At 65.1% G+C, this 22,319-nt stretch carries 20 protein-coding genes; 13 read left to right on the top strand and 7 right to left on the bottom strand.

What is annotated here, in order from left to right; genetic code table 11:
- Positions 1-24: 24 nt before the first annotated feature.
- The gene (locus tag JNO53_RS06450) at positions 25-1,521 is read right to left on the bottom strand and encodes a CoA-acylating methylmalonate-semialdehyde dehydrogenase (RefSeq protein ID WP_203108815.1); all 1,497 of its coding nucleotides are present in this window, start codon (positions 1,519-1,521) and stop codon (positions 25-27) included.
- An 89-nt stretch (positions 1,522-1,610) separates the two neighbouring features.
- On the opposite strand from JNO53_RS06450, the gene JNO53_RS06455 reads away from it, so the two are divergent.
- On the top strand, positions 1,611-2,507 hold the full coding sequence (locus JNO53_RS06455) for a LysR family transcriptional regulator (protein ID WP_203108817.1): 897 nt from the start codon (positions 1,611-1,613) through the stop codon (positions 2,505-2,507).
- Between the two features lie 57 nt (positions 2,508-2,564).
- On the opposite strand, the gene JNO53_RS06460 is transcribed toward JNO53_RS06455, so the two are convergent.
- On the bottom strand, positions 2,565-4,292 hold the full coding sequence (locus JNO53_RS06460) for a thiamine pyrophosphate-binding protein (RefSeq protein ID WP_203108819.1): 1,728 nt from the start codon (positions 4,290-4,292) through the stop codon (positions 2,565-2,567).
- A 302-nt stretch (positions 4,293-4,594) separates the two neighbouring features.
- Here JNO53_RS06460 and JNO53_RS06465 point away from each other — a divergent pair, with 302 nt between their 5' ends.
- The 9 genes from JNO53_RS06465 to JNO53_RS06505 all read left to right on the top strand — a co-directional run bounded on the left by JNO53_RS06465 (position 4,595) and on the right by JNO53_RS06505 (position 12,149).
- The gene (locus tag JNO53_RS06465) at positions 4,595-6,085 is read left to right on the top strand and encodes a flavin-containing monooxygenase (protein WP_203108821.1); all 1,491 of its coding nucleotides are present in this window, start codon (positions 4,595-4,597) and stop codon (positions 6,083-6,085) included.
- A gap of 63 nt (positions 6,086-6,148) precedes the next feature.
- Positions 6,149-6,547: a nuclear transport factor 2 family protein gene (locus JNO53_RS06470; protein WP_203108823.1), complete on the top strand. Its 399-nt coding sequence runs from the start codon at positions 6,149-6,151 to the stop codon at positions 6,545-6,547.
- A 37-nt stretch (positions 6,548-6,584) separates the two neighbouring features.
- A complete protein-coding gene (locus tag JNO53_RS06475; RefSeq protein WP_203108825.1) occupies positions 6,585-6,824 on the top strand; it encodes a biotin/lipoyl-containing protein in 240 nt (79 codons plus the stop codon).
- Position 6,825: 1 nt separating this feature from the next.
- The gene (locus JNO53_RS06480) at positions 6,826-7,806 is read left to right on the top strand and encodes a thiamine pyrophosphate-dependent dehydrogenase E1 component subunit alpha (protein WP_203108827.1); all 981 of its coding nucleotides are present in this window, start codon (positions 6,826-6,828) and stop codon (positions 7,804-7,806) included.
- On the top strand, positions 7,803-8,780 hold the full coding sequence (locus JNO53_RS06485; RefSeq protein WP_238401669.1) for an alpha-ketoacid dehydrogenase subunit beta: 978 nt from the start codon (positions 7,803-7,805) through the stop codon (positions 8,778-8,780). Before JNO53_RS06480 ends, JNO53_RS06485 begins: the two co-directional genes overlap by 4 nt.
- A 49-nt stretch (positions 8,781-8,829) precedes the next feature.
- Positions 8,830-9,252 carry a GlcG/HbpS family heme-binding protein gene (locus JNO53_RS06490; protein ID WP_203108829.1) on the top strand — a complete coding sequence of 141 codons (423 nt, stop codon included), beginning with the start codon at positions 8,830-8,832 and terminating at the stop codon, positions 9,250-9,252.
- Positions 9,253-9,302: 50 nt separating this feature from the next.
- Entirely contained in the window at positions 9,303-10,109 is an 807-nt protein-coding gene (locus JNO53_RS06495; RefSeq protein WP_203108831.1) for an acyl-CoA dehydrogenase family protein, read from the top strand.
- Positions 10,106-11,260 carry an acyl-CoA dehydrogenase family protein gene (locus tag JNO53_RS06500; RefSeq protein ID WP_203108833.1) on the top strand — a complete coding sequence of 385 codons (1,155 nt, stop codon included), beginning with the start codon at positions 10,106-10,108 and terminating at the stop codon, positions 11,258-11,260. Before JNO53_RS06495 ends, JNO53_RS06500 begins: the two co-directional genes overlap by 4 nt.
- Positions 11,261-11,270: 10 nt before the next feature.
- Positions 11,271-12,149: a hydroxymethylglutaryl-CoA lyase gene (locus tag JNO53_RS06505; RefSeq protein WP_203108835.1), complete on the top strand. Its 879-nt coding sequence runs from the start codon at positions 11,271-11,273 to the stop codon at positions 12,147-12,149.
- Between the two features lie 50 nt (positions 12,150-12,199).
- On the opposite strand, the gene JNO53_RS06510 is transcribed toward JNO53_RS06505, so the two are convergent.
- Positions 12,200-13,360, bottom strand: a complete 1,161-nt coding sequence (locus JNO53_RS06510) for a CaiB/BaiF CoA transferase family protein (RefSeq protein ID WP_203108837.1) — start codon at positions 13,358-13,360, stop codon at positions 12,200-12,202.
- A gap of 501 nt (positions 13,361-13,861) precedes the next feature.
- On the opposite strand from JNO53_RS06510, the gene JNO53_RS06515 reads away from it, so the two are divergent.
- From JNO53_RS06515 to JNO53_RS06525, 3 genes are all read left to right on the top strand, one after another.
- Positions 13,862-14,848 carry a phosphotransferase family protein gene (locus tag JNO53_RS06515; protein ID WP_238401670.1) on the top strand — a complete coding sequence of 329 codons (987 nt, stop codon included), beginning with the start codon at positions 13,862-13,864 and terminating at the stop codon, positions 14,846-14,848.
- 125 nt (positions 14,849-14,973) lie between these two features.
- Positions 14,974-16,548: a class I adenylate-forming enzyme family protein gene (locus JNO53_RS06520; RefSeq protein WP_203108841.1), complete on the top strand. Its 1,575-nt coding sequence runs from the start codon at positions 14,974-14,976 to the stop codon at positions 16,546-16,548.
- A gap of 37 nt (positions 16,549-16,585) precedes the next feature.
- Entirely contained in the window at positions 16,586-16,987 is a 402-nt protein-coding gene (locus tag JNO53_RS06525; RefSeq protein ID WP_203108843.1) for a nuclear transport factor 2 family protein, read from the top strand.
- A gap of 3 nt (positions 16,988-16,990) precedes the next feature.
- Here the strand turns inward: JNO53_RS06525 and JNO53_RS06530 are convergent, their stop codons facing one another.
- Genes JNO53_RS06530 through JNO53_RS06545 form a run of 4 tightly spaced genes read right to left on the bottom strand, consistent with a single transcriptional unit; the run spans position 16,991 to position 22,265 of the window.
- Positions 16,991-17,689, bottom strand: a complete 699-nt coding sequence (locus JNO53_RS06530; RefSeq protein WP_203108844.1) for a GntR family transcriptional regulator — start codon at positions 17,687-17,689, stop codon at positions 16,991-16,993.
- A gap of 55 nt (positions 17,690-17,744) precedes the next feature.
- Entirely contained in the window at positions 17,745-18,506 is a 762-nt protein-coding gene (locus JNO53_RS06535) for an SDR family NAD(P)-dependent oxidoreductase (protein WP_238401724.1), read from the bottom strand.
- Complete coding sequence (locus JNO53_RS06540) at positions 18,503-19,846, bottom strand: MFS transporter (protein ID WP_338015311.1); 1,344 nt, start codon at positions 19,844-19,846, stop codon at positions 18,503-18,505. The genes JNO53_RS06535 and JNO53_RS06540 overlap by 4 nt, the downstream gene beginning before the upstream one ends.
- Positions 19,847-19,853: 7 nt before the next feature.
- Positions 19,854-22,265: a TonB-dependent receptor gene (locus JNO53_RS06545; RefSeq protein ID WP_203108850.1), complete on the bottom strand. Its 2,412-nt coding sequence runs from the start codon at positions 22,263-22,265 to the stop codon at positions 19,854-19,856.
- Positions 22,266-22,319 lie beyond the last annotated feature (54 nt).

The raw sequence follows: 22,319 nt of genomic DNA on the forward strand, positions 1-22,319 counted from the left end.
GCGAACCGCGCGGATTATCCCGCATCACCCCATCGTCGGGATGAGGAAGGCGTTCGAACCGTCACCGCCGCCGTCGGGCCAGCGCTGGGTGACGGTCTTGACCTTGGTCCAGAACTTGAGCCCCTCGGTGCCGTACTGGTTGGTATCGCCGAAGCCGGACCGCTTCCAGCCGCCGAACGAGTGATAGCTGACGGGCACCGGGATCGGGACGTTCACGCCGACCATGCCGACATTGACCCGGCTGGCGAATTCCCGCGCGGCATGGCCGTTGCGGGTGAAAATGGCGACGCCGTTGCCGTACTGGTGCTCGCTCGGCAGGCGCACGGCTTCCTCGAAGTCCGCAGCACGCACGATCTGGAGCACCGGGCCGAAGATCTCCTCCTGATAGGACTTCATCTTCGGCGTCACGCGGTCGATCAGCGTGGGGCCGACGAAGAATCCTTTCTCGTGCCCCTGCAGGCTGAACCCGCGTCCGTCGATCACGATCTCGGCACCTTCCTGCTCGGCGGTATCGATCCACTGCTCGATCCGCGCCTTGTGCTCGGGGGTGACGACCGGGCCGTAATGCGCGTCGGGATCCGTCGAGACGCCGACGCGCAAGGCGTTGATGGCCGGGATCAGCTTCTCCTTGAGCCGCTCGGCGGTGTCCTCGCCCACGGGGACGACGACGGGCAGGGCCATGCAGCGCTCGCCCGCCGACCCGAAGGCAGCGCCGGCCAGATCGTTCACCACCTGATCGAGGTCGGCGTCGGGCATGACGATGCCGTGGTTCTTCGCGCCGCCCATGGCCTGGACGCGCTTTCCGTTCTCCACCCCGCGCTTGTAGACGTAGTGCGCGATATCGCTGCTGCCGACGAAGCTCACGCCCGCGATGTCGGGATGATCGAGGATCGCGTCGACCATCTCCTTGTCGCCGTGAACGACCTGCAGGAGCCCTTCTGGCGCGCCGGCCTCGAGGAACAGCTCGGCGAGGCGCACGGGCACGCTCGGATCGCGCTCGCTCGGCTTGAGGATGAAGGCATTGCCCGCCGCGATCGCCATGCCGAACATCCACATCGGGATCATCGCGGGGAAGTTGAACGGCGTGATGCCCGCGCCGATGCCGATCGGCTGGCGCATCGAGTAGACGTCGATGCCAGGGCCGGCGCCGAGCGTGTACTCACCCTTCAGCACCTGCGGGATGCCGCAGGCGTATTCGATCACTTCCAGTCCGCGCTGGACGTCGCCTTTCGCGTCGTCGACCACCTTGCCGTGCTCACTCGCCAGCAGTTCGGCGAGTTCCTGCCTGTTCGCCTCGACCAGTTCCTTGAACGCGAACATGACGCGCGCCCGGCGCTGCGGATTGGTCGCCGCCCAATCGGGCTGAACCTTCTTTGCCGCCTCGATCGCGCGGTCGAGCAGCGCGGCGTCGCCCAGCGCGACTTCGGCCTGGACTTCGCCGGTCGAGGGATTCCACACCTTGTGCGTGCGCCCGGTGCTGCCGCCTGCGCCCCCTGCGATGAAATGATCGACCTGGCGCATGACGTATCTCCTCTACCAACGGTGAGCGCGGATCGTGCCGATTGCAAGCTTGCAGACAACTGCCAACTTTGCAGGTAGTGACTGCAAATATGCAGGATCTGAACTGGAACGACATCCGCGTGTTCCTCGCGGTGGCGGAAGCGGGCCAGATCGGCCGTGCCGCGCGTGCGCTCCGGCTCGATCCGACCACCCTCGGCCGCCGGTTGCGGAGGCTGGAACGACAGCTCGAGATCACGCTGTTCGAACGCACACGCGAAGGCCAGACGCTGACCGAAGCCGGCGAGGGCCTGCTCGCCAAGGCCGAGGCCATGGCCCAGGCCGCACGCTCGATCGATGCGGTGCAGAGCCGCCAGACGGGCCTCGGAGGAAACCTGCGTCTCAGCGTTTCGGAAGGTTTCGGCAGCCAGTTCCTGACTCTCTATCTTGCCGAATTCGCCCGCGCCCATCCGAACCTTTCGATCGAACTGGTCGCCAACAGCGGGTTCCTGAGTCCCTCGAAGCGCGAAGCGGACATCGCCGTCATGCTCTCGCGGCCCAAGGCCGGGCCGGTCATCTGCCGCAAGCTCTCGGACTACAGCCTGATGCTCTACGCCAGTCGCCGCTACCTGGCCGTGCACGGGACGCCGCAACGCCCGCGCGATCTCGCGCAGGGACATACGCTGGTGAGCTACATCCCCGACCTGCTCTACGCGCCGGAACTCAACTACCTCGACGACTTCCACGCCGGGCTTACCGCGCACATCCGCTCGTCCAGCATCAATGCGCAGAACCGCCTGATCGAGGAGGGCGTGGGGATCGGCGTCCTGCCGCGCTTCATCGGCGAGCGCGGCGCGGACCTCGTCCCCGTCTGCCCGGACCGCTCGATCCGCCGCAGCTTCTGGATCGTAACCCACCGCGACACCCAGAACCTCGCCCGCGTACGCCTCGCCAAGGAATGGCTGCTCGACTGCGTACGGATGGGCCGCAAGGTGCTGATGCCCGATTGAGGCCTCGCGGCTTCGACAATCATTCGATGGCGCGCTCGGTCGTCAGCGCCCGCGCGATCAGGTCTTGATATTGGCGTAGTACGGGATCGGCACGTCGTCCTCTCCGGCGCTGTCGCCGACCATCATCTTCGTACGCGGGTGCATGACCGCCGGATCGGTTATGATATTGAGGCAATACGGCTTGCCCGAGGCAAACGCCTCTTCGATGGCGCTGGTGATGTCTTCGTACCGGTCGATCCGCCGGGCCTCGACGCCGAAGCCGCCGGCGACGAGATCGTAGCGCGTATCCTCGAGCGCGACGATCACTTCGCGATCCTTGCCGTACAGGAGGTTCTGCGCGTTACGCGACATGCCCCATTCGGAGTTGTTCAGGACCACGGTGACGATCGGCAGTCCGTGCCGGACCATCGTATCGAACTCCTGTATGTTGAAGCCGACCCCGCCGTCGCCGGCAAAGCAGACCACCGGGCGGTCCGGATTGGCACGCGCTGCGCCTATTGCAAAGCCGGGCGAGATGCCGAGGCAGCCGAGATAGCCGCACCGCAGATGCTGCCCCGCGCCCGGAGAGCGGACGAGGTCCCCGACCCAGTTGCCGGCTTCACCGCCGTCGGCGATCACCGCGGTTCCTTCGGGCAAGGCATCCATGATCGCGGCAACGGCGTGGCCCGGATGAATCTTGCCGGGGCTCGACTCCTTCGGTGCACTGGCAAAGCCGTTGCGTGCCATGGAGCGGAAGCTGCGCAGCTTTTCGGCCCAGTTTGTCCGTTCGGGCCAGCTCCCGCCTTGCCCGGCTTCGATGAGTGCATCGATCGTGGTGCCTGCGTCGGCGACGATGGGCAGGTCTGCCATTCGGACACGGCCGATTTCTTCCGGATTGACCTCGACCTGCGCAACATAGGCGTCTTGCGGAATGATCGCGCCCATTGCGCCGCCGAGAAACATGCCCATGCGGGCGCCGATCAGCAGAACGGCGTCAGCCGCTGTGCCCGAAGCGGCTGCCGCAGCCAGCCCGGCCGCGGCGCCGGCGTAGAGCGGGTGATCGTCGGGAAGGACGCCGAGTGCCTTCTGGCTGGCGATAACGGGAACGCCGACGAGTTCGGCCAGCCGGCGCAGGCGCTCGCCTGAATCGGTCAGCATCACACCGCCGCCTGCGATGATCACCGGCCGTTCGGCCTTGCGAAGCATGTCGAGAACCTTGGCGACGGCGTCGGGCCGGGGGGCCGGAGGTACGGGCCGCTCCCATGAGTCGGTCTCGGGCGGCGCCTGGTCGGTTGGCCAGAACATGACGTCGATCGGGATTTCGAGAAAGACGGGTCCTGGAGGACCGCTGAGCGCGATCTCGCCGGCGCGGCGGACGAACTCGACGATGCGTTCGGGTTCGGCGATGCGCTGCGCCCATTTGGTGACCGGGCGGGCCATGGCCACGGCGTCGAAGCCGCCCTGCAGCGTATTGGCCTCGGCCTCGCGCAGCGGCGCGGCACCGGCGATGAAGAGGGTCGGGATCCGGTCGAGATGCGCATTCGCCATAGCGGTCAGCGCGTTGGTGAAACCCGGGCCGGCCGTGACAGCGCAGACACCCAGCTTTCCGTTGGAAGAACGCGCGTAGGCGTCGGCGGCATGCCCGGCCGAGGCTTCGTGACGCGTGTCGGTGAGCCTGATGCCGAATTCTTCGCAAGCCATGTAAAGCGGATCGAGATGGCTGCCGTGCAGAGCAAAGATCTCGCTCACGCCCAGGCCGGCCAAAGTTGCAGCGACCAGCTCGCCGGCAGCGCGCTTCTTCGTCATCGGATTCTCCCAAAAGCCGTCATGCTTATGGGCGTGCCTATGTCAGTACTCTCACCAATACAAGGCAATTGTATGCAATGGGCGGCCGGCCTGCAGAGTCGACAGGCAGTCTTATGGGGAGGTCTTCTGGCCCAATCAGTCCCTTCCCAAGACAAGATGCCGTGTAGCAAATCATCGGGCCGCCAATCGTGACCGCTGCAAAAATTATCGGTTGAACGGGTAATGATTGGATGCAATATCACGCCAAAGACGGTGCCGACACGGACGGACCCGTTCGAGAATCAGGAGTCTTGGAAGAGTCGATGGCCGAAAGCGAGCAGCACCGAACAGGTCCAGACGGGCGCCGCGGACGTCCATTGCTGCGCGTGGCGGTGATCGGTGCGGGTATGGCCGGTATCCTGGCTGCGATCAAGCTGCAGGACCGCGGCATCGAATGCGATGTCTTCGAGAAGGGCGACAGCGTCGGCGGCACTTGGCGGGAGAATACCTATCCGGGCCTCGCTTGCGACGTGTCGGCGCACTGGTACACCTACACCTTCGCCCGTAACCCGGAATGGGACTCGCTGATGGCCGAAGGCAAGGACATTCGCGCCTACTTCGAGCGTGTCGCGCGGGACTTCGGCGTGCTCGAACGCACGCGCTTCAACAGCGAGGTCACGCAGCTCCGCTATCGCGAGGGTGCCTGGGACCTCAAGTGCGCGGATGGGCACGAAGGCAGGTACGATTTCGTCATCGCCGCCACCGGCGTGCTGCATCACGTGAACGTCCCCCGGTTCGAGGGTATCGAGACGTTCGAAGGTGCCGTCTTCCACTCGGCCCGCTGGGATCACGGCGTCGCGCTCGACGGCAAGCGCATCGGCGTCATCGGCACGGGATCGACCGCGGCGCAGCTTGCGTCCGCGCTGGTGCCGCGCGCGGAACGATTCGACCTGTTCCAGCGCACTGCGCAATGGGTCCTGCCGCGCGACAACGTGCCATACAGCGAAGAAGAAAAGGCCCGTTTCCGCGAGGATCCGGAAGCGCTCGAGCAACTGATCGCCGAGCTGCGGGCCAAGACGCTGGAAGGATACGCTACCGCGGTGATCGACGCCGACTCGCCTGAACTGGCCGCGATCGCACGGATTTGTCACGAGAATCTGGAGACCGTGAAAGACCCCGAGCTGCGGCGCAAGCTGACGCCGGACTATCGCGTCGGTTGCAAGCGGCTGGTCATCTCCAGCACGTTCTACGACGCCATCCAGCAGCCCAATGCCGAACTCGTCACATCGCCGATCCAGCGGATCGAGCCGGAGGGGGTGCGCACCGCCGACGGTGTGCTGCACGACCTCGATGTCCTCGTGCTTGCCACCGGTTTCCTGGTCGACCGGTTCATTCGTCCGACGCGAGTGATCGGGCGCGACGGGATCGACCTCGACGAAGTCTGGGCGGACGGACCACTGGCCTATCTGTCGATGAGCGTCGCGGACTTTCCCAACTTCTTCCTGCTCAACGGGCCCAACAGTCCGGTCGGCAACTTCTCGCTGGTCGAGGTCGCGCAGCACCAGATCGAATATATCATGCAGCTCGTGGAGGGCATCTGCCGCGGCGACTATTCCGAAGTGAGCGCAACGCCGGGGGCGATGCGCAGGTTCGAAGCCGAACGCTGCGAAGCCGCGCGCAAGACGATCTGGGTGACCGGCTGCGATAGCTGGTATCTCGACAAGAACGGCGTGCCGGCATCGTGGACCTTTTCCTACGACCGCTTCGTCGACGAAACCGCCGCACCGCGGATGGAGGACTTCGAGGTCCGATGAACGGCCATGCAACGGCTCGGACGCCAGACCGGTCCGCGCCAACCACCGCATAAGGAGAGCGACATGATCACCCGTGAGGCCATTGCGAAGGCGCTTCGCGCTTTGAACGAGACCGAGAACGCCCGGCCGCATACCAGCGTCGAGGAAGTAAGCGCCGGTATCGACAAGATCATGGCGCCCGATGTCGAAGGCTGGCGCAACGGAGCCCACGTGCCCGACCGCGCAGGTGAGCGCGAAGTGGAACGCCGGGCTTTCGGCGCTCTTGCCGACTATCACCGCGTGGTCGAGCGGACGATCATCGACCCACCCTTCGCCGCCACCGGCTGGACGATCCACGGATCGTTCGACGGACAGCCGGTGAGCGCGCCCGGCTCCTCTCAATTCGAGTTCAATGAGGAAGGACGGGTCAAACGCTACTGGATGAACTTCAATCCCGAGGATTTCTTCTACCGGAAGGGCTGACCCTTCCAGGCGCACATTGATAACGGAGACGAATTGCATGGCAGTCAGCGTTGAGCTTCCCAGCATCAGCATGGGCGTGACGGAAGCGACGATCGTCAGTTGGCTCAAGAACGTCGGCGACCGGGTCGAGGCCGGCGAGGTCATCGCCGAAGTCGAGACGGCGAAGTCGACGGTGGAAGTCGAATCCCCCGCGTCCGGCACTTTGGCGTCGATCGTGGTGCAGGTCGACGAGACCGTCGACGTCGGCACCGAGATCGCCACGATCGAGGAAGGCTGACATGTCACTGGACCGTGCCCGGCAGCTCGAGATGTTCCGGCGGATGCTGCGCATTCGCCTGTTCGAGGAAGCGCTGATCGCGCACTACCCCGTCGGCCACCTGAGCATCGGGCAGGAAGGTGCGATCGCCGGTGCGTGCATGGCGCTGCGCGACGACGACTACGTCACCGGCACGCACCGTTCGCACGGCCATCCGATCGGCAAGGGCGCAGAGATCGCGCCGTTGATGGCGGAGATCTTCGGCAAGCGGACCGGCATCTGCAAGGGACTCGGCGGGTCGATGCACCTGACCGACACCAAGCTGGGTCTGATCTGTGAATCCGCGATCGTCGGCGGCGGTTTCCCGCTCGCAACCGGCGCGGGGCTGAGCGCGCAGGTGCGCGGCAGCGACCAGGTCAGCCTGTGCTTCTTCGGCGACGGCGCGGTCAACCAGGGCACCTTCAGCGAGAGCGTGAATATGGGTGCGGTGTGGAAGCTGCCGGTCATCTATTTCTGCGAGAACAACGGCTATGCCGTGACCACGCCGGTTGAGAAGTCGCACGGTCAGCCGGAGATCGCCCGCCGCGCCGACGGATACGGAATTCCGGGTGTGGTCGTCGACGGACAGGACGCCGAAGCCGTCCACGCCGTGACGCTGGAAGCGGTCGAACGTGCCCGTGCCGGCGAAGGGCCGACGCTGATCGAGGCCAAGACCTATCGGTTCGACGAACACTCGAACCGCCTCGCCATTCCCATCGAATACCGCAGCAAGGAAGAGATCGAGCACCATCGCAAGGAGCGCGATCCCATCACCCTCTACCGCGCCGTGCTGCAAGCGCGCGACCTGCTCTCCGAAGTCGAAGCGATCGAGGAGGAAGTGCGCAAGACTATCGACGATGCGGTGGAATTCGCCAAGGCCAGCCCCGAGCCCGAGATGAGCGATCTGTGGGACAGCATGTACGTCAACCCGATCGGCGCGCCGGTCGGGGGGGAGGGGTTATGACCATGCGCAACGCCACCCAGAAACTGTCCTATCTCCAGGCCATCGTCGAAGCGCAGCGCGAGGAGATGCGCCGCGACGAACGCGTGATCCTGATGGGTGAGGACATCGCCGTTTATGGCGCCCAGACGCTGTTCGACGAATTCGACGAGAAGCGGCTGCGCAACACGCCGATCTCTGAAAACAGCTTCGTCGGCGTCGGTGTCGGCGCCGCGCTGACGGGCCTGCGCCCCATCGTCGATCTGACCATTGCGAGCTTCTGCTATCTCGCCTCGGATCAGATCATCAACCAGGCGGCGAAGCTGCGATTCATGACCGGCGCGCAGCTGGCCGTGCCGCTCGTGGTGCGCACAAGCACGTTCTACAACAACCGCACTGCCGCCCAGCACGCCGACCGCCCCTATCCGCTGTTCATGAACACGCCAGGGCTGAAGGTTCTGGCGCCGTCGAATGCGACCGATGCCAAAGGCCTGCTCAAGTCGGCGATCCGCGACGACGACCCAGTGGTGGTGTTCGAGGACATCAACCTCTGGGGAAAGAAGGAGGAGGTCCCGACCGACGAGGATTTCCTCGTACCGATCGGCAAGGCCGCAGTCCGGCGCGAAGGCGGAGATGTCACGATCGTCTCGATCGCCGGCTGTCTGCCGCATGCCCTGTCGGCGGCGGACGCGCTGGCGAAGGACGGCGTTGAGGCCGAAGTGATCGACCTGCGCACGATCGTCCCGCTCGACAAGGAGACGATCCTCGCGTCCGTCGCCAAGACTGGCCGGCTCGTCGTCGCGGATAACTCGCACAAAGTGGGCAGCGTCGCGTCGGAGATCGCGGCTGTCGTGTCGGAGGAGGGCTTCGAGAGCCTGAAGAAGCCGATCCAGCGCGTTGCCGCGCCGCAAGTCCACGTTCCTTACAACGCCGCGCTCGAAAAACAGCTTTTCGTCAGCAAGGACCGCATCATCGAGGCCGTCCGCGCAATCGCCTGACCCCACACGATCCTTTTGCATTCCAATCAAATCTCAACGGAGAATCCTCATGGCCAACAGCATCGAAAAACGCTCCATCACGCAGGAAGCCAGCGACAAGCTGATCGCCGCCGCGACCGCCAAGGCGGAAGAGATGGGAGTGCCGATGTGCATCTCGATCGTCGACGAGTCGGGCAACCTCAAGGCTTTTCGCCGGATGGACGGCGCGGCGCTGCTCTCGGTCGATATCGCGACCAACAAGGCGTACACGGCGATCAGCTTCGGCATGCCGAGCCATGGCTGGCACGAATTCATCAAGAACGATCCGCCGCTGCTCCACGGCATTGTCCATACTCCGCGCCTGGTCGTGTTCGGCGGCGGCTATCCGGTGAAAGAAGGTGGTCACATCATCGGCGGAATCGGCGTCAGCGGCGGCCATTACGAGCAGGACATGGCGGTTGCGGAAGCCGGCCTTGCCGCACTCGCCGACTGAATCTGCCTTGACCCCACCGGCAGCGCTGCGGCCTGGCTCGGATACGTCGCATGGATGACATCTCTTCGATACTCTACGAGTCCGCGCAGCGCTTGCTGGGCGATCTGTCGGAACGCGTCCTGGCGGGACAGGCGCTGACCGACAAGGACCGCGCGGATGGCTGGCGGCGGATCGAGGAGATGGGCCTGCCCGTCGCGCTCGTGAGCGAGGAGGCAGGAGGGTTCGGCTTTTCCGATGCCGATGCCTTCGGGCTGGTGCGTATCTGCGGGCGCCACATCGTGGCCTGGCCGCTGGTGGAAACGATGCTGGCCAATCGCTTCGCGGTGGAGAACGGCTCCGAGCCGCTCGAAGGCCCGGTCGAGACGCTGGGCGAGTTGACGCCCGAACAACGCGAGGCTGCGGCGCTGACGCGGGCCGTGCAGATGGCGGGCGCACTCGATGCGATCCTCGCCATGACCATTTCCCATGTGCAGGAACGCCAGCAATTCGGCCGTGCATTGGCGAAGTTCCAGGCCGTCCAGCACTCGCTTGCCATCCTCGCGAGCGAGGTCGCTGCCGGGCAGGCCGCCGCCGACCACGCGGTCGCCCGGCGGGCACAAGGCGGAGACGGGGCGACCCTCGCCATCGGCATCGCCCGCGCCCGTATCGGGGAGGCGTGCTCGAAAGCTGCCGCCATCGCCCATCAGTTGCACGGAGCCATCGGCTATGCGCAGGAGCATCGGCTGCATCTTTATACGACCTCGCTCTGGAAATGGCGCGACGAGTTCGGGACTCAGGCCTGGTGGACCCAGCAGGTCGGCCGCGAGGTTCTCGCCTCCGGTCGCGATGCGTTCTGGCCGATGGTGACGGCAGCATGACTCTCCTGACCTTTCCTCCTCCGGTCGAGAACGAGGCGACGGAGGCCCTGCGCACGGAGGTACGCGCCTTTCTCGCCGAAGCCATTGCGACGCGAACGCCGCTCGAGCGCGCCGAGAGCTGGAACGGGTTCGACCGGGAATTCAGCCGTGCAATGGGTGCGCGCGGCTGGCTCGGCATGACCTGGCCGAAGGAATACGGCGGGCACGAGCGCAGCGCCTTCGAACGCTACGTGGTGGTCGAGGAGACGCTTGCGGCCGGCGCGCCCGTCGCCGCGCACTGGATCGCCGACCGGCAGAGCGGCCCCTCCCTTTTACGCTATGGCACCGAGGCGCAGAAGCGCACGATCCTGCCGCGCATCGCGGCGGGGGACTGCGTGTTCTGCATCGGCATGAGCGAACCCGATTCCGGCTCCGACCTCGCCGCGACGCGCACCCGCGCGGAACGGCAGGTTGACGGATCGTGGACGGTCAACGGCACCAAGCTGTGGACCACCTACGGCCACGAAGCCGATTACATGATCCTCTTCTGCCGCACCTCGGGCACACCGGCGGACCGCCACAAGGGAACAAGCCAGTTGCTCGTCGACATGAAGGCGACTCCGGGCGTCACGGTCCGGCCGATCTACGACGTGATGGGCCAGCACCACTTCAACGAGGTCCATTTCGAAGACGCCGTGCTGCCGCCTGACGCGATTCTCGGCACGGAGGGCCAGGGATGGGCGCAGGTCATGGGCGAACTGGCCTATGAACGATCCGGGCCCGAGCGATTCCTGTCGTCGATCCAGCTCCTGCTCGAACTGATCGGCACGCTGCAGGGGAGCGAGAGCGTCGCGGCGCAAACGGCGGTAGGACGCCTGTTCTCGCACCTCGTCACCTTGCGGCATATGTCGCGCGGCGTCGCCGCCTTGCTCGAGGCGGGCGAGGACCCGACGGTCCATGCCGCGATCGTGAAGGATCTCGGCGCCACCTTCGAACAGGATCTGCCCGATATCGCGCGCAGCCTTGTCGACGAGGAGCCGGACCTGCAGAGCACAAGCGATTTCGCCGCCGTGCTCGCCTATACCACGATGGCCGCGCCGGCCTTTTCCCTGCGGGGCGGCACGCGCGAGATCCTGCGTGGTATCATCGCGCGGCAACTGGGCCTGCGCTGAGGAGATCGCGATGATCGAACTGGTCGAGGTTTCGCCCCGGGACGGCCTGCAGAACGAGCCGACGATCCTGCCGGTCGATACCAAAGTCGCGCTGATCGAGCGCGCCATCGCCGCCGGCGCGCGCCGGCTCGAGGTCGTCAGCTTCGTGCGGCCCGATGCGGTGCCGCAAATGGCGGGCGCGGAGGAAGTCGTCGCACGGCTGCGGCCCGGCGCGGCGCGCTATATCGGTCTCGTGCTGAACAAGCGGGGCGCCTTGCGGGCGCTCGAAACGAACGTCGACGAGATCGGATTCGTCTGTATCGCGAGCGACACCTTCGGGATGCGCAATCAGCGTCAGACCAGCGAGCAGTCGCTTGCCGAAGCGCGCGACGTGCTGAGTCTGGCGCGATCGGAGAAGCGCGACGCGCAGGCGATGATCGCCGCCGCATGGGGCTGCCCTTTCGAGGGGCCGACGCCGCAGGACAGGGTCGTCGCCATGGCCAGCGCCTTGGCGGAAGCGGGAAGTCTCGAGATCGGCCTCGCCGACACCATCGGGATCGCCCGGCCCAGCGAAGTCGAAGCGCTGACACGCCGCGTCAAGGAAGCGGTGGCGCCGCTGCCTGTTCGCGTGCACCTGCACGACACGCGCGGAATGGGCGTTGCCAACGCGCTCGCCGCGATCCGCGCCGGAGCCAGTACGATCGATGCCGCGATCGGAGGGACCGGTGGCTGTCCTTTCGCCCCCGGGGCCGCCGGGAACCTCGCCACCGAAGACCTCGCCTATGCGCTCGGCGCGGATCTGGAGGTCGACCTGGACGCGCTGATCGACACTGCGATCTGGTTGAACGGTGAGCTATCGCGCGATCGGGTCAGCGCCCTCGTCCGGGCGCACACGTCGGGCGGCTGCTGAACCGGTAGCCCACCGAGTACCGCCGGATGCGGCGAGCCGGCGAGCCGCATTCATTCGCCCAGCCAGCGCCGCCTGATCTCGTCGGTATCCTGTCCGACTTCGCGCGGGGCGCTGCGGCGCACGCCGGAAGGGGTGCGCGACAGTTTGGGGAAGGCGCTTTGCATCGGGGTCGGGCCGAGCTCGGGATCGTCCACCGTCACGATCGCCTCGCGCGCGGCAAAATGCGGGTCGGAGAGCATGTCCTCTGCATCGAGGATGCGCCCGGCGGGCACGCCGTGTTCGATCATCTTGGCTTCAAGATCATCGACCGTGAGCTGCTCGGTCCACGCGTTGACCAGTTCGTCGAGCTCCTCCTGATGACGGCCGCGCGCGACATGGTCGGCATAGCGCGGATCCTTCGCCAACTCGGGCCGTCCCATCGCTTCGCACAGGCGGGCGAACACGCCATCGTGGTTCGCGCCGATCAGGAACTCGCCGTCGCTGCAGCGATAGACGTTCGACGGTGCAATGCCGGGCAGCCGAGAGCCCGTACGCTCGCGTTTGTGTCCAGCGACCGCCCACTCGGGGATCAGCCCCTCCATGACTTGCAGCACCGATTCATACAGCGCCACGTCGACGATCTGGCCCTTCCCGCTCGTTTCACGCTCGTGCAGCGCGGCGAGCGCACCCAGGCAGCCGTTGGTCGCCGCAAGGCTGTCGCCGATGGAGATGCCCATGCGCGAGGGAGCGCGATCGGGCTCACCGACGATCTTGCGCCAGCCGCCCATCGCCTCGGCAATGCCGCCGAAGCCCGCGCGCTGGGCGTAAGGGCCGGTCTGGCCGTATCCCGAAACCCGGACGACGATCAGCCGTTCGTTGAGCTTGATCAACTCCTGGGGATCGAGCGACCAGCGCTCGAGCGTGCCCGGCCTGAAATTCTCGATCAGGATGTCTGCCTTCAGGATCAGCTTGCGAACGAACTCCTGCCCCTCGGGTGTCCTGAGATCGGCGGCGACCGAATACTTGTTGCGCCCGATCACGCGCCACCACGTCGGTCTGTGCCCTTGGCCCCATGCGCGCATGGGATCGCCCGTTTCGGGCGGTTCGATCTTCACCACCTCGGCACCCATGTCGCCAAGCAACTGCCCGCAGAAGGGCCCGGCGATGAGTTGCCCGACTTCGACGACCCTGATGCCGCCGAGCGCGCCCTGCTTTTCCGTCTGTTCCGTCAATTTCTATGTACCGCCTTTATCACCATGTACGCCGGTGCCGCGGGCACGCCGGCTCGATCATCAGCTTGCCAAATCGCATGCGCCGCCGTGGCTACCATCGGTTTCATTCAAAATCGGATGCAGTTTCATGCGAGAGGCCCTCGCGCATAGGCGTGATCCCAAGGCCCACAGGAGTTCGTAACCATTCCCGTTCTCCTCGCGCGGCCATCGGGCAACTTGGGGAGATGAGGCCATTTTTGCAGAACCAGACAAGGCATCCCCCTTCATCGTGGCCGCACCCAATCCAGGCACCTGCGAACTCGCGACCATCATCGATGCATAGAAGCTTTGACTAGATTGCATGCAAATGGCAAGAGTGTTCTTCGTCCATGAGGTTGAACGCGACCCAGTCCGAGGTTTGCCGGAGAGAGGAAATGCATGTCATCGAATCCTGCTGATGCGCAGCCGGTCTCGCGAATAGGCGACATCGACTCCCAGGCTGCGAGCCACCTGGAACAATGGATGGCACGGCACATCGATGACCATGAGGGGCCGATTACAGTCGAGAGGTTCGCCGGGGGGCAGTCGAATCCGACCTTTCGTGTCGGCACGTCACTGCGGGACTACGTGCTCCGCCGCAAACCTCCCGGCGTGCTCCTGCGCTCCGCACATGCGATAGAGCGGGAGTATACCGTGATGTCGGCACTCGGCCCGCATGGATTTCCAGTGCCGCGGACCTTTGGGCTCTGCGAAGACGAGTCGATCATCGGATCGGCGTTCTTCCTGATGGAACTGGTGGAGGGTCGGATATTGTGGGATCCCAAACTCCCCGGCGAACATCCTGCGGATCGACGGGCGATCTACGACGCGCAGATCGACGCATTGGCGGCGCTGCACGAATTCGATCCGGCCGCCATCGGCCTGGCCGCCTTCGGCAAGCCGGGGAACTATTTCGCCCGTCAACTCGCCCGCTGGACAAAACAGTATCGTGCCTCCGATGCGCCGCACGATGAGCACATGGAAAAGCTGATCAACTGGCTTCCGGAGACTGTGCCGCCGGAGGCGCCCGCGCGAATCGTGCATGGCGACTATCGCATCGACAACATGGTGCTGAAGCCGGATCGCCCGGAAATTTCCGCACTGCTCGACTGGGAGCTGTGTACGCTCGGCGATCCCGTTGCCGACCTGACTTACTATCTGATGATGTGGCGCATGCCGCCGGGCGAGCGCATCGCCATGGACACGGTCGATTTCGCGGCGACGGGCATTCCAACGATGGAAGAAGCGCTCGACCGCTATCTCGCCGTGAGCGGGCGAGTACTCGACCGGCCGATCGACTGGTACATCGCATTCAACCTCTTCCGCCTTGCCGCTATCTTGCAGGGCGTTGCGGGGCGCGCTGCGCGGGGGCAGGCCAACAACGACAGGGCGCTCTCGGCGCAGGGCCGCGTTGCGCCGCTGGCTCGCGCAGGCTGGGAGAACGCTCGTCGGGCAGGAGCTCCGGCGTGAGCTGGCCTGTATGCTCGGTCGACGAGGCGCGCGCGGCTCTCACGGCGCCTGGTGCGCCGTTTGAAATGCGTGCGGAAACGATCGCCGGTCGAACGGTACGGACGTACGTAAACGCGCCTGCAGACATGCGACAGGTCCTGGACGACAGCCGCCGCTTCGGCGATGCCGAGTTTCTCGTCTACGAGGGGGAGCGCATCAGCTTCGAAGCGCACTGGCGCGCCGCGAGTGCGTTCGGCAGGGCCCTTGCCGAACGCTACGGGATCGAAAAAGGCGACCGTGTGGCCGTTGCCATGCGCAACTTTCCCGAATGGTCCGTCTGCGCTTTCGCGACAATGGCGATCGGCGCGGTCTTCGTGCCGCTGAATGCCTGGGAAACCGCCGAAAATCTCGCACGCATGATCCGCAAGAGCGGTGCAAAAGTCACCGTGGTTGATGGTGAGCGGTGGGAGCGCCTGTCGGACGCGGATCACGGATCGGTGCTCGTCACCGCTCGTCGGGGTGGGGGGGCGGACACGTTCGAGGCGTTGATCGGAACAACCGAAAGCTGGTCCGCGCTGCCCGATCGCCCCGCTCCCGACCGCCGTCTCGCGCCCGACGATCTGGCCATGATCTCGTTCACCTCCGGAACCACGGGTGACGCAAAAGGCGCGCTCGGCACGCATCGCGCTGCCCTGACCAATCTCGTCAACACGCAGTATCGCGCGGCGCGCGCTGCCTTGCGTCGCGGAGAGGATTGGCCTCCGCCGCCTGCTGCCGTGCAGCAGGTCGTCCTGCTGCCCCTGCCGCTGTTTCACGCAACGGGCATGCATTCGGCGCTGGTCCCGGCCCTGGCGCGAGGCAATCGGCTGCTCTTGATGTATCGCTGGGACATCGAGCAGGCGCTCCGCTTGATCGAGCAGGAAGGGGCGCATGTTCTCATCCTGGTTCCGACTCTGGTCGTGCAGCTTCTGGAGCGGCTGCCCGATGGAGGAATGCCGGACCTCGAGACGGTGCACACGGTCACCTACGGCGGTTCGCCTGCTCCGCGAGATCTCGCGGCGGGCGTGCAGTCCCGTTTCCCCGGTGCGGTGCCGGCACAAGGTTACGGCGCGACCGAGACATCCTCGCTCGTCGCCTCGAACAGTCATGAGGACTTGCTTTCCCGGCCGGGGAGCGTCGGAACCGCGGTGCCGTGCTGCGATGTCCGCATAGTCGACGACGACGGCAACGACGTATCACAGGGCGAACCGGGCGAACTATGGGTTCACGGGCCGCAAGTGTTTCGGGGCTATTGGGACAACGACGAGGCCACCGATGCGGTGCTTCGCAACGGCTGGTACCGGACGGGCGACGTCGTGACCATGGACGAAGAGGGGTTTCTCTACGTCATGGACCGGAAGAAGGACATGGTGATCCGCGGCGGCGAGAACGTCTACTGCGCCGAAGTGGAAGAGGCGATCGCGCGGATTCCGGGGGTCGCCGAATGTGCGGTTTTCGGCCTGCCCGATCGCGTCATGGGCGAGATCGTCGCATCAGTGATCGTGGAGCAGGCGGGAGCCACTCTCGCCGCCGAGACAGTGCGCGAGCGGCTTGCGGCCGATCTTCCCCCCTTCAAGGTGCCGGAACGGATCGAAGTGCGGAGCATCCCGCTGCCGCGCAACGCAGCCGGCAAGGTGGTCAAACGCCAACTGCGCGAAGCGATGACGGCAATATCGGACTGACCGCCGCCAGATGCAGCTATGAAGACGGAGAATCGCCATGGTTGAGAATGATGCCGCGCTCGCGGCGGGGCAACGTCTGTTCGAGACCGTCGAACATGGCGATCTGGAAACGCTGTTCGAGATCTTCGCGCCCGGCGCGCTCGTGTGGCACAACACCGACGACGCATTCACCGATATTCCGACCACCGTCCGCAATCTCGATGCGATCCGAACCAGCGCTGCAGAGTTCCGCTATGTGGATATCCGCCGGAGCCCGACACCCGAGGGATTCGTGCAGCAGCATACGCTGATCGTGGTCATGCCCGACGGGCGGTCGATTCGCGATATGTGCTGCTGCATCTGCACCGTCGCAGACGGCCGCATCACGCGAATGGATGCCTATCACGATTCCGCTGCGACCGGAGCGATGGCGCACAAGAGCGGCAATCCGGAGGGTTGAGCCTTAGCCCTCGTCGTCCTCATCGGGCGCGTTCTCGTCCGCCGGTGAAGGCGGATATTCGCTCGCATCCGTCTTCGACATGAGCGTTTGACGCGCCGAGCGAATGTGCGCGGTCATGATCGCGGCCGCCCAATCCGGCTCGCGCGCCGCGAAGGCATCCGTGAGTTCGAGGTGCTGGGCTGACGAGCGTCGGATCTGCCCGAGCGAATACGACCGGAACGTGTTGAGGACGAGCGGGATCTCCACGATGCTGCCGAGCAGATTGCGCAACCGTACGTTTCCGCTCGCATCGAGCACGAGCTTGTGAAACTCGTCGTTCAGTTCGGTCACTTTCTCGACGTCGGGCGTGTTCTTCTGTGTGATCGCCTGCATCTGTTGGGCGATTTCCCGCAGGCGTGCGAGCTGCTCGTCTGAAATGTGCAGCGCCGCCTCGCGCGCGGCGAAGCTCTCGAGCAGGATGCGCAGGTCGTAGATCTGCTCGATCTCGCGCCTGCTCCAGGTCGCGACGAATGCACCGCGGTTGGGGATGAACTGGATGAGCGCTTCGGCATGGAGCCGGCGCATTGCCTCGCGCACCGGCGTTCGGCTGAAGCCGGACGCCTCGGCCAGCGCTTGCGCGGTAAGGTGCGATCCGGGAGGATAGGTGCCGTTCCGGATTCCGTCACGGATGGTTTCGTAGGCGATGTCGACCGCTTTGACCAAAAACTGCGTCCTTACCCTGTTGTACCGGCGCTGCGACGATGCCGCCCAGACCCCCTCAGTCGACCCACCAGTCGTGCCTGCCTGGCGGAACGCGATAGGCGCCGTCCAGCCGGATCACTGTTCCGTTCAGCATCCGATTGCGTCCGATATGCGCTACCATTTCTGCGAATTCAACAGCGTCGCCGGGGCGATCCGGATAGACCACTTGATCGCGCAGCCAATCCACCATGGGGCCACGCGCCTGCGAGAACATCGGCGTCTCGAAAATTCCGGGGGCGATGGTGACTACTCTGATCCCGTACCGTCCGAACTCGCGGGCGAGGGGCAAGGTCATCGCATTGATGCCGCCTTTCGCCGCGGCGTATGCGGCAGTGCCGATCTGCCCCTCGAATGCCACGATTGAGGAGGTGTTGATGATGACGCCCCGTTCGCCGTGCTCGTCCGGTTCGGATGCGATCATGCGCTCGGCCGCCGCCTGCGCCAGGATAAAGCTGCCGAGCGTATTGACGTCGAGCACGCGGCGGAAACCATCGGCGGTCACCTTGCGGCCCGGGCCGGCGGACAGGCCGGAATGCCCGATGCCTGTGGTGTTGAGAAGGCCGCGAAGCTGACCAATTTCGCTCACAAGCGCATCTAGCGCCTGCTCAACCCCGGCTTCGTCGGCGACGTCGGCATTTGCGAACGCTCCGTCCCACTCGCCTTGTTTCAGATCGAGCACTCCCACGCGGGCGCCCGCGTCCCGCAAGCTGCGGGCGGTTGTCAGTCCCAGTCCCGATCCGCCTCCGGCGACGACGAAGCCGCTTCCCTCGATCCTCATTCCGTGACTCCCTCGACATCTGCGATCTCTGCGGCGATCGAGCGGCTTGCCAGCCAATAGAGCACGCCCGATGCCAGGCCGGCGACCAGCCCGAGGAGGATGCCAGCGCGAAGCCCTTCGCCTTCGCCCATGCTGGGGGTGAGCAGGTCGCTCGCGAATCCGATCAGCAAGGGGCCGAAACTCAGCCCGACGGCACTGTTGATGAACAAGGCTACCGCAAGAGCAGTGGCCTTTGCGTCTGCGCCTGCCAGCCGCTGCATCGCCAGCGTACCCGGACCGTACCAAACGCTCGTGAAGAATGCGGCGATGGCGAATACCGCCAGCGACATGGCTGCGCTGGGTACGGTGAACATCGCCGCATAGCTGATCGTGCCGAGTATGGAGCCGGCGGCCGGGATCAGCACCAGAGCGCGCAGATTGCCGGCACCGAACCGGTCGCCCAGCCGGCCGCCGACCAATGCGCCGAGCGCGCCGCCGGTGGCCCCGAAGATCCCGAGTCCCAGCCCGATTACGCCGAGCGGTTCCTGCCCCACCAGTGCGCCGATTTCGGCGAGCTCCGGTGAATGGAGGCGAAGATAGTAGGAACCGGCGAACGCCATCGCACCGTAATTGCAGAAGCTCAGCAGTGCGCTCGCGAACGCGATGAGCGTGAACGTCCGACGCGAAAGCAACAGCTTCAGCGCGGCGACGAGACTCGGTGTCTCCGCAGCCGCCTTCGCCCTGCCGCCGCCGGCTGCACGGGTGTCGCGTAACGTCAACAGGACAAGTGCGCCGATGATGAGCCCCGGGACCCCGGCGCACACCATGGTCCAACGCCACCCGATCACACCTTCGAGAAGTCCGCCGCCGATCAGACCGATGGCGGCGCCCACCGGGGCCCCAAGGGCGAAGACCGCAAGCGCGCCCGAACGCCGGTTGGGCGGGAAGCGATCGGCTATTAGCGACTGGGAAGGCGGGGCCCCGCCGGCTTCCCCTACGCCCACGCCCAGCCGAAAGAGCAGCATTTGCACGAAGCTGCCGGCCATGGCCGTCGCGGCAGTGAAGAAGCTCCACGTCAGGATCGCCAGGCCGACCACGCGGACCCTGTTGGACCTGTCCGCGTAGCGGGCAATGGGCAGCGCGGCCACGCTGTAGAGCAGAGCAAAGGACAGGCCGCTCAGAGCCCCGAGCTGCCAGTCGGCCAGGCCGAGATCGCGCTTGATCGGTTCCGACAGGATGTTGATGATCTGCCGGTCGAGCAGGTTGAGCCCGTAGCCCGTCGTCAGCAGGCCCAGCATCCATCCGGCGCTGCGCCTTGCCGTATCACCGGCCGTTCCGGTGTGCGGAACGGCCGGCGGCACTCTCGCTTCAATTCCCAAAGGAATAGCTGAACTTGATGCCCACGGTCCGGCTCGAATCCAGCGCCGGAATGTTGGCGTATCCGATCGTCGAGAGCGGCGTCGAACCGCTCGTCCCGGAATCGAGCGGCGTACGGTAGATTCCGGCGACGAAGTACTTGTCGAGAAGGTTACGCGCGAACAGCGCCACCTCCCAGCGGTCATCCGCGTCGCCGATGCTCAACTGGCCGTTCAGCAGGCCGTAGCCGGGATTGATGCTGTTCGGGTCGGCGACGGCGCCATAGGCGCTGCTCCGGTAGTTGTACGATGCACTGGCATTGAAGATCAGATCGTCGCCGACGGGCGTCTCGTAATTGCCCCGTACCCCCCAGGTCCACTTCGGCGAGTAGATCAGCGGATAGCCGGCAGCGTTGAACTGCGCCGGCGATCCCTCCGGCATTCCCGGCTGGACGTAGTTGCATTCGCCCGGCGTCGTCGCGGGATTGGTGTAGAGATCGTAGCATTGCACCGCGAACTCGGTGAACTTCGTCGGGATGTACGCGACGTTGCCAGCCAATGTCAGGCCTGGGGCCGCGCGCCAGGTCAGATCGGCTTCCACGCCCTTGGTCTGCAGACCGCCCGCATTCGTGGTGGTGTAGAAATATGTGGTCTCGTCGACGACGACACGCTGCTGGCCCTGGAAGTCGTCGTAATCGACCTTGAACAGCGCCAGGTTGAAAGCGAGCGCCCTCGCGAACAGCTCTGCCTTGAGCCCGACCTCGTAGGACTTCGAAAGCTCTGGGCGAAGCAGCAGTTGCGGCTGGTTCGCGGGGTGCGAGATCATCGGCCCCTTATAGCCCGTTGCGTAGGAGGCATAGATGTTGACCGACGGCGTGATGTCGTACTTCGCAGTGAACTTGTAGGTGAACTTGTCCGCTTTCACCCGCGCCTCGCCGGACGAAAGCGGCAGATCCATGCCATGGCACGATTGGCCCGCAGCATAGGCCGCGCGGCACAGCCATGGCACATCGAAATAGTCGATCGTCTGGCGGACATCGTCCTTGGTATAGCGGCCGCCGGCAATCAGGGTCAGGCCGGGGACGACCTCGGCCTCGAGCTGCCCGAACAGCGCATAGCTCTTGAGCTTCGCCTTGACCCACGATGCGTATCCCTGCGAGGCGTAGGGGCCGATCGCAACGAAGGAGAGGAGCTTTTCGGAGTCCTCCGGGATACGGCCCATCGTGCCGCCGTTCATGCCCTTCTGATACGGGCGCGCGTCATAATAGAAGCCGCCGAGGGTATAGTTGAGAATGCCCGCCTCTCCGTTGAGCCGCAGTTCCTGGGTGAACTGCGTACCGCCCGAGATATTCTCGTTCCGCGAGTAGACCTTGGCAGGGGAGGTATCCGTATCGAGCGCAATGGGCTGCAGGAGATCGCGATAGGCGGTGATCGACGTCAGCGTGGCGTTGCCGATATCGTAATCGATGCGGCCGCTGAACGAATAGACCTTCTGCTTGGTGCTGCTCCTGCCGTCGGTCGCGACCTGGAGGTTCTCCGGCCCCGGCTCGATGCCGTAGGGCGCAACGGCCTCGCAGGGGTTGAACGCCCCGAAGCCGCTGCCGCAAACCCGGAAAGTCCCGATGCCGTTCGCGTTGTCGGTCAGGTGACGATATTCGCCGTTCAGGAGGATGCTGAGATCATCCGTCGGCTCCCACAGGAGCTTGCCGCGCAGCGAGTAGCGCTCGTAGGCCCAGCGGTCCGTGCCGCTGTAAAGATCGGGCACGAAGCCGTCGCGGCGCTGAAGCCCGCCGGCGATGCGCAGAGCCGCTGTGTTGCCGAGCGGCAGATTCAGGACCTGCTCCGCATTCAGCTCGTTCTTCGTGCCGTAGGACAGCGAGCCTTCGAGCGAGCGTACGCCGATCTCCGGATTCGCAGTGATGATCTGGATGACGCCCGCCGAGCTGTTCTTCCCGAACAGAGTGCCCTGCGGCCCCTTGAGAACCTCGATCCGCTCAATGTCGACCAGGGACTGATAGCTCGGGCCCGCAAAGGACACTTCGGGGAGGCCCTGGATCACATCATCGATGACGAGGGCCACCGATTGCTCCGCCGACATCAGCAGCGATTGGGTGCCCACGCCGCGAATGTTGAACCCGCCGCCGAAGTTGGCGTTGTAGTTCACCCCGGGTGCAAGGAACTGGACGTCCGCGATGGTGGTGAGGTTGCTCTGTTCGAGAGCTTGCGAGGAGACGACCGAGATCGAGATCGGCACGTCCTGCTGCGACTGTTCGCGGCGCTGGGCGGTGACGATGATCTCGCCGGGAATGGGATCGGCGGCTTCGGTCGTCGCCGGTCCGGTATCGGCATCCTGCGCCAGTGCCGGCGCCGAGATGCCCGCCAGACTCACTCCGACCAGAAGGGTGCCGTAAAATCCTGTTTTCATTTTCAATCCTCCCATCCTTGAAGGCATTGCCGTTACCTCCGATGAACTCGAAAA

The sequence above is a fragment of the Altererythrobacter sp. C41 genome (genome assembly GCF_016803135.1).
Taxonomy (GTDB): domain Bacteria; phylum Pseudomonadota; class Alphaproteobacteria; order Sphingomonadales; family Sphingomonadaceae; genus Pelagerythrobacter.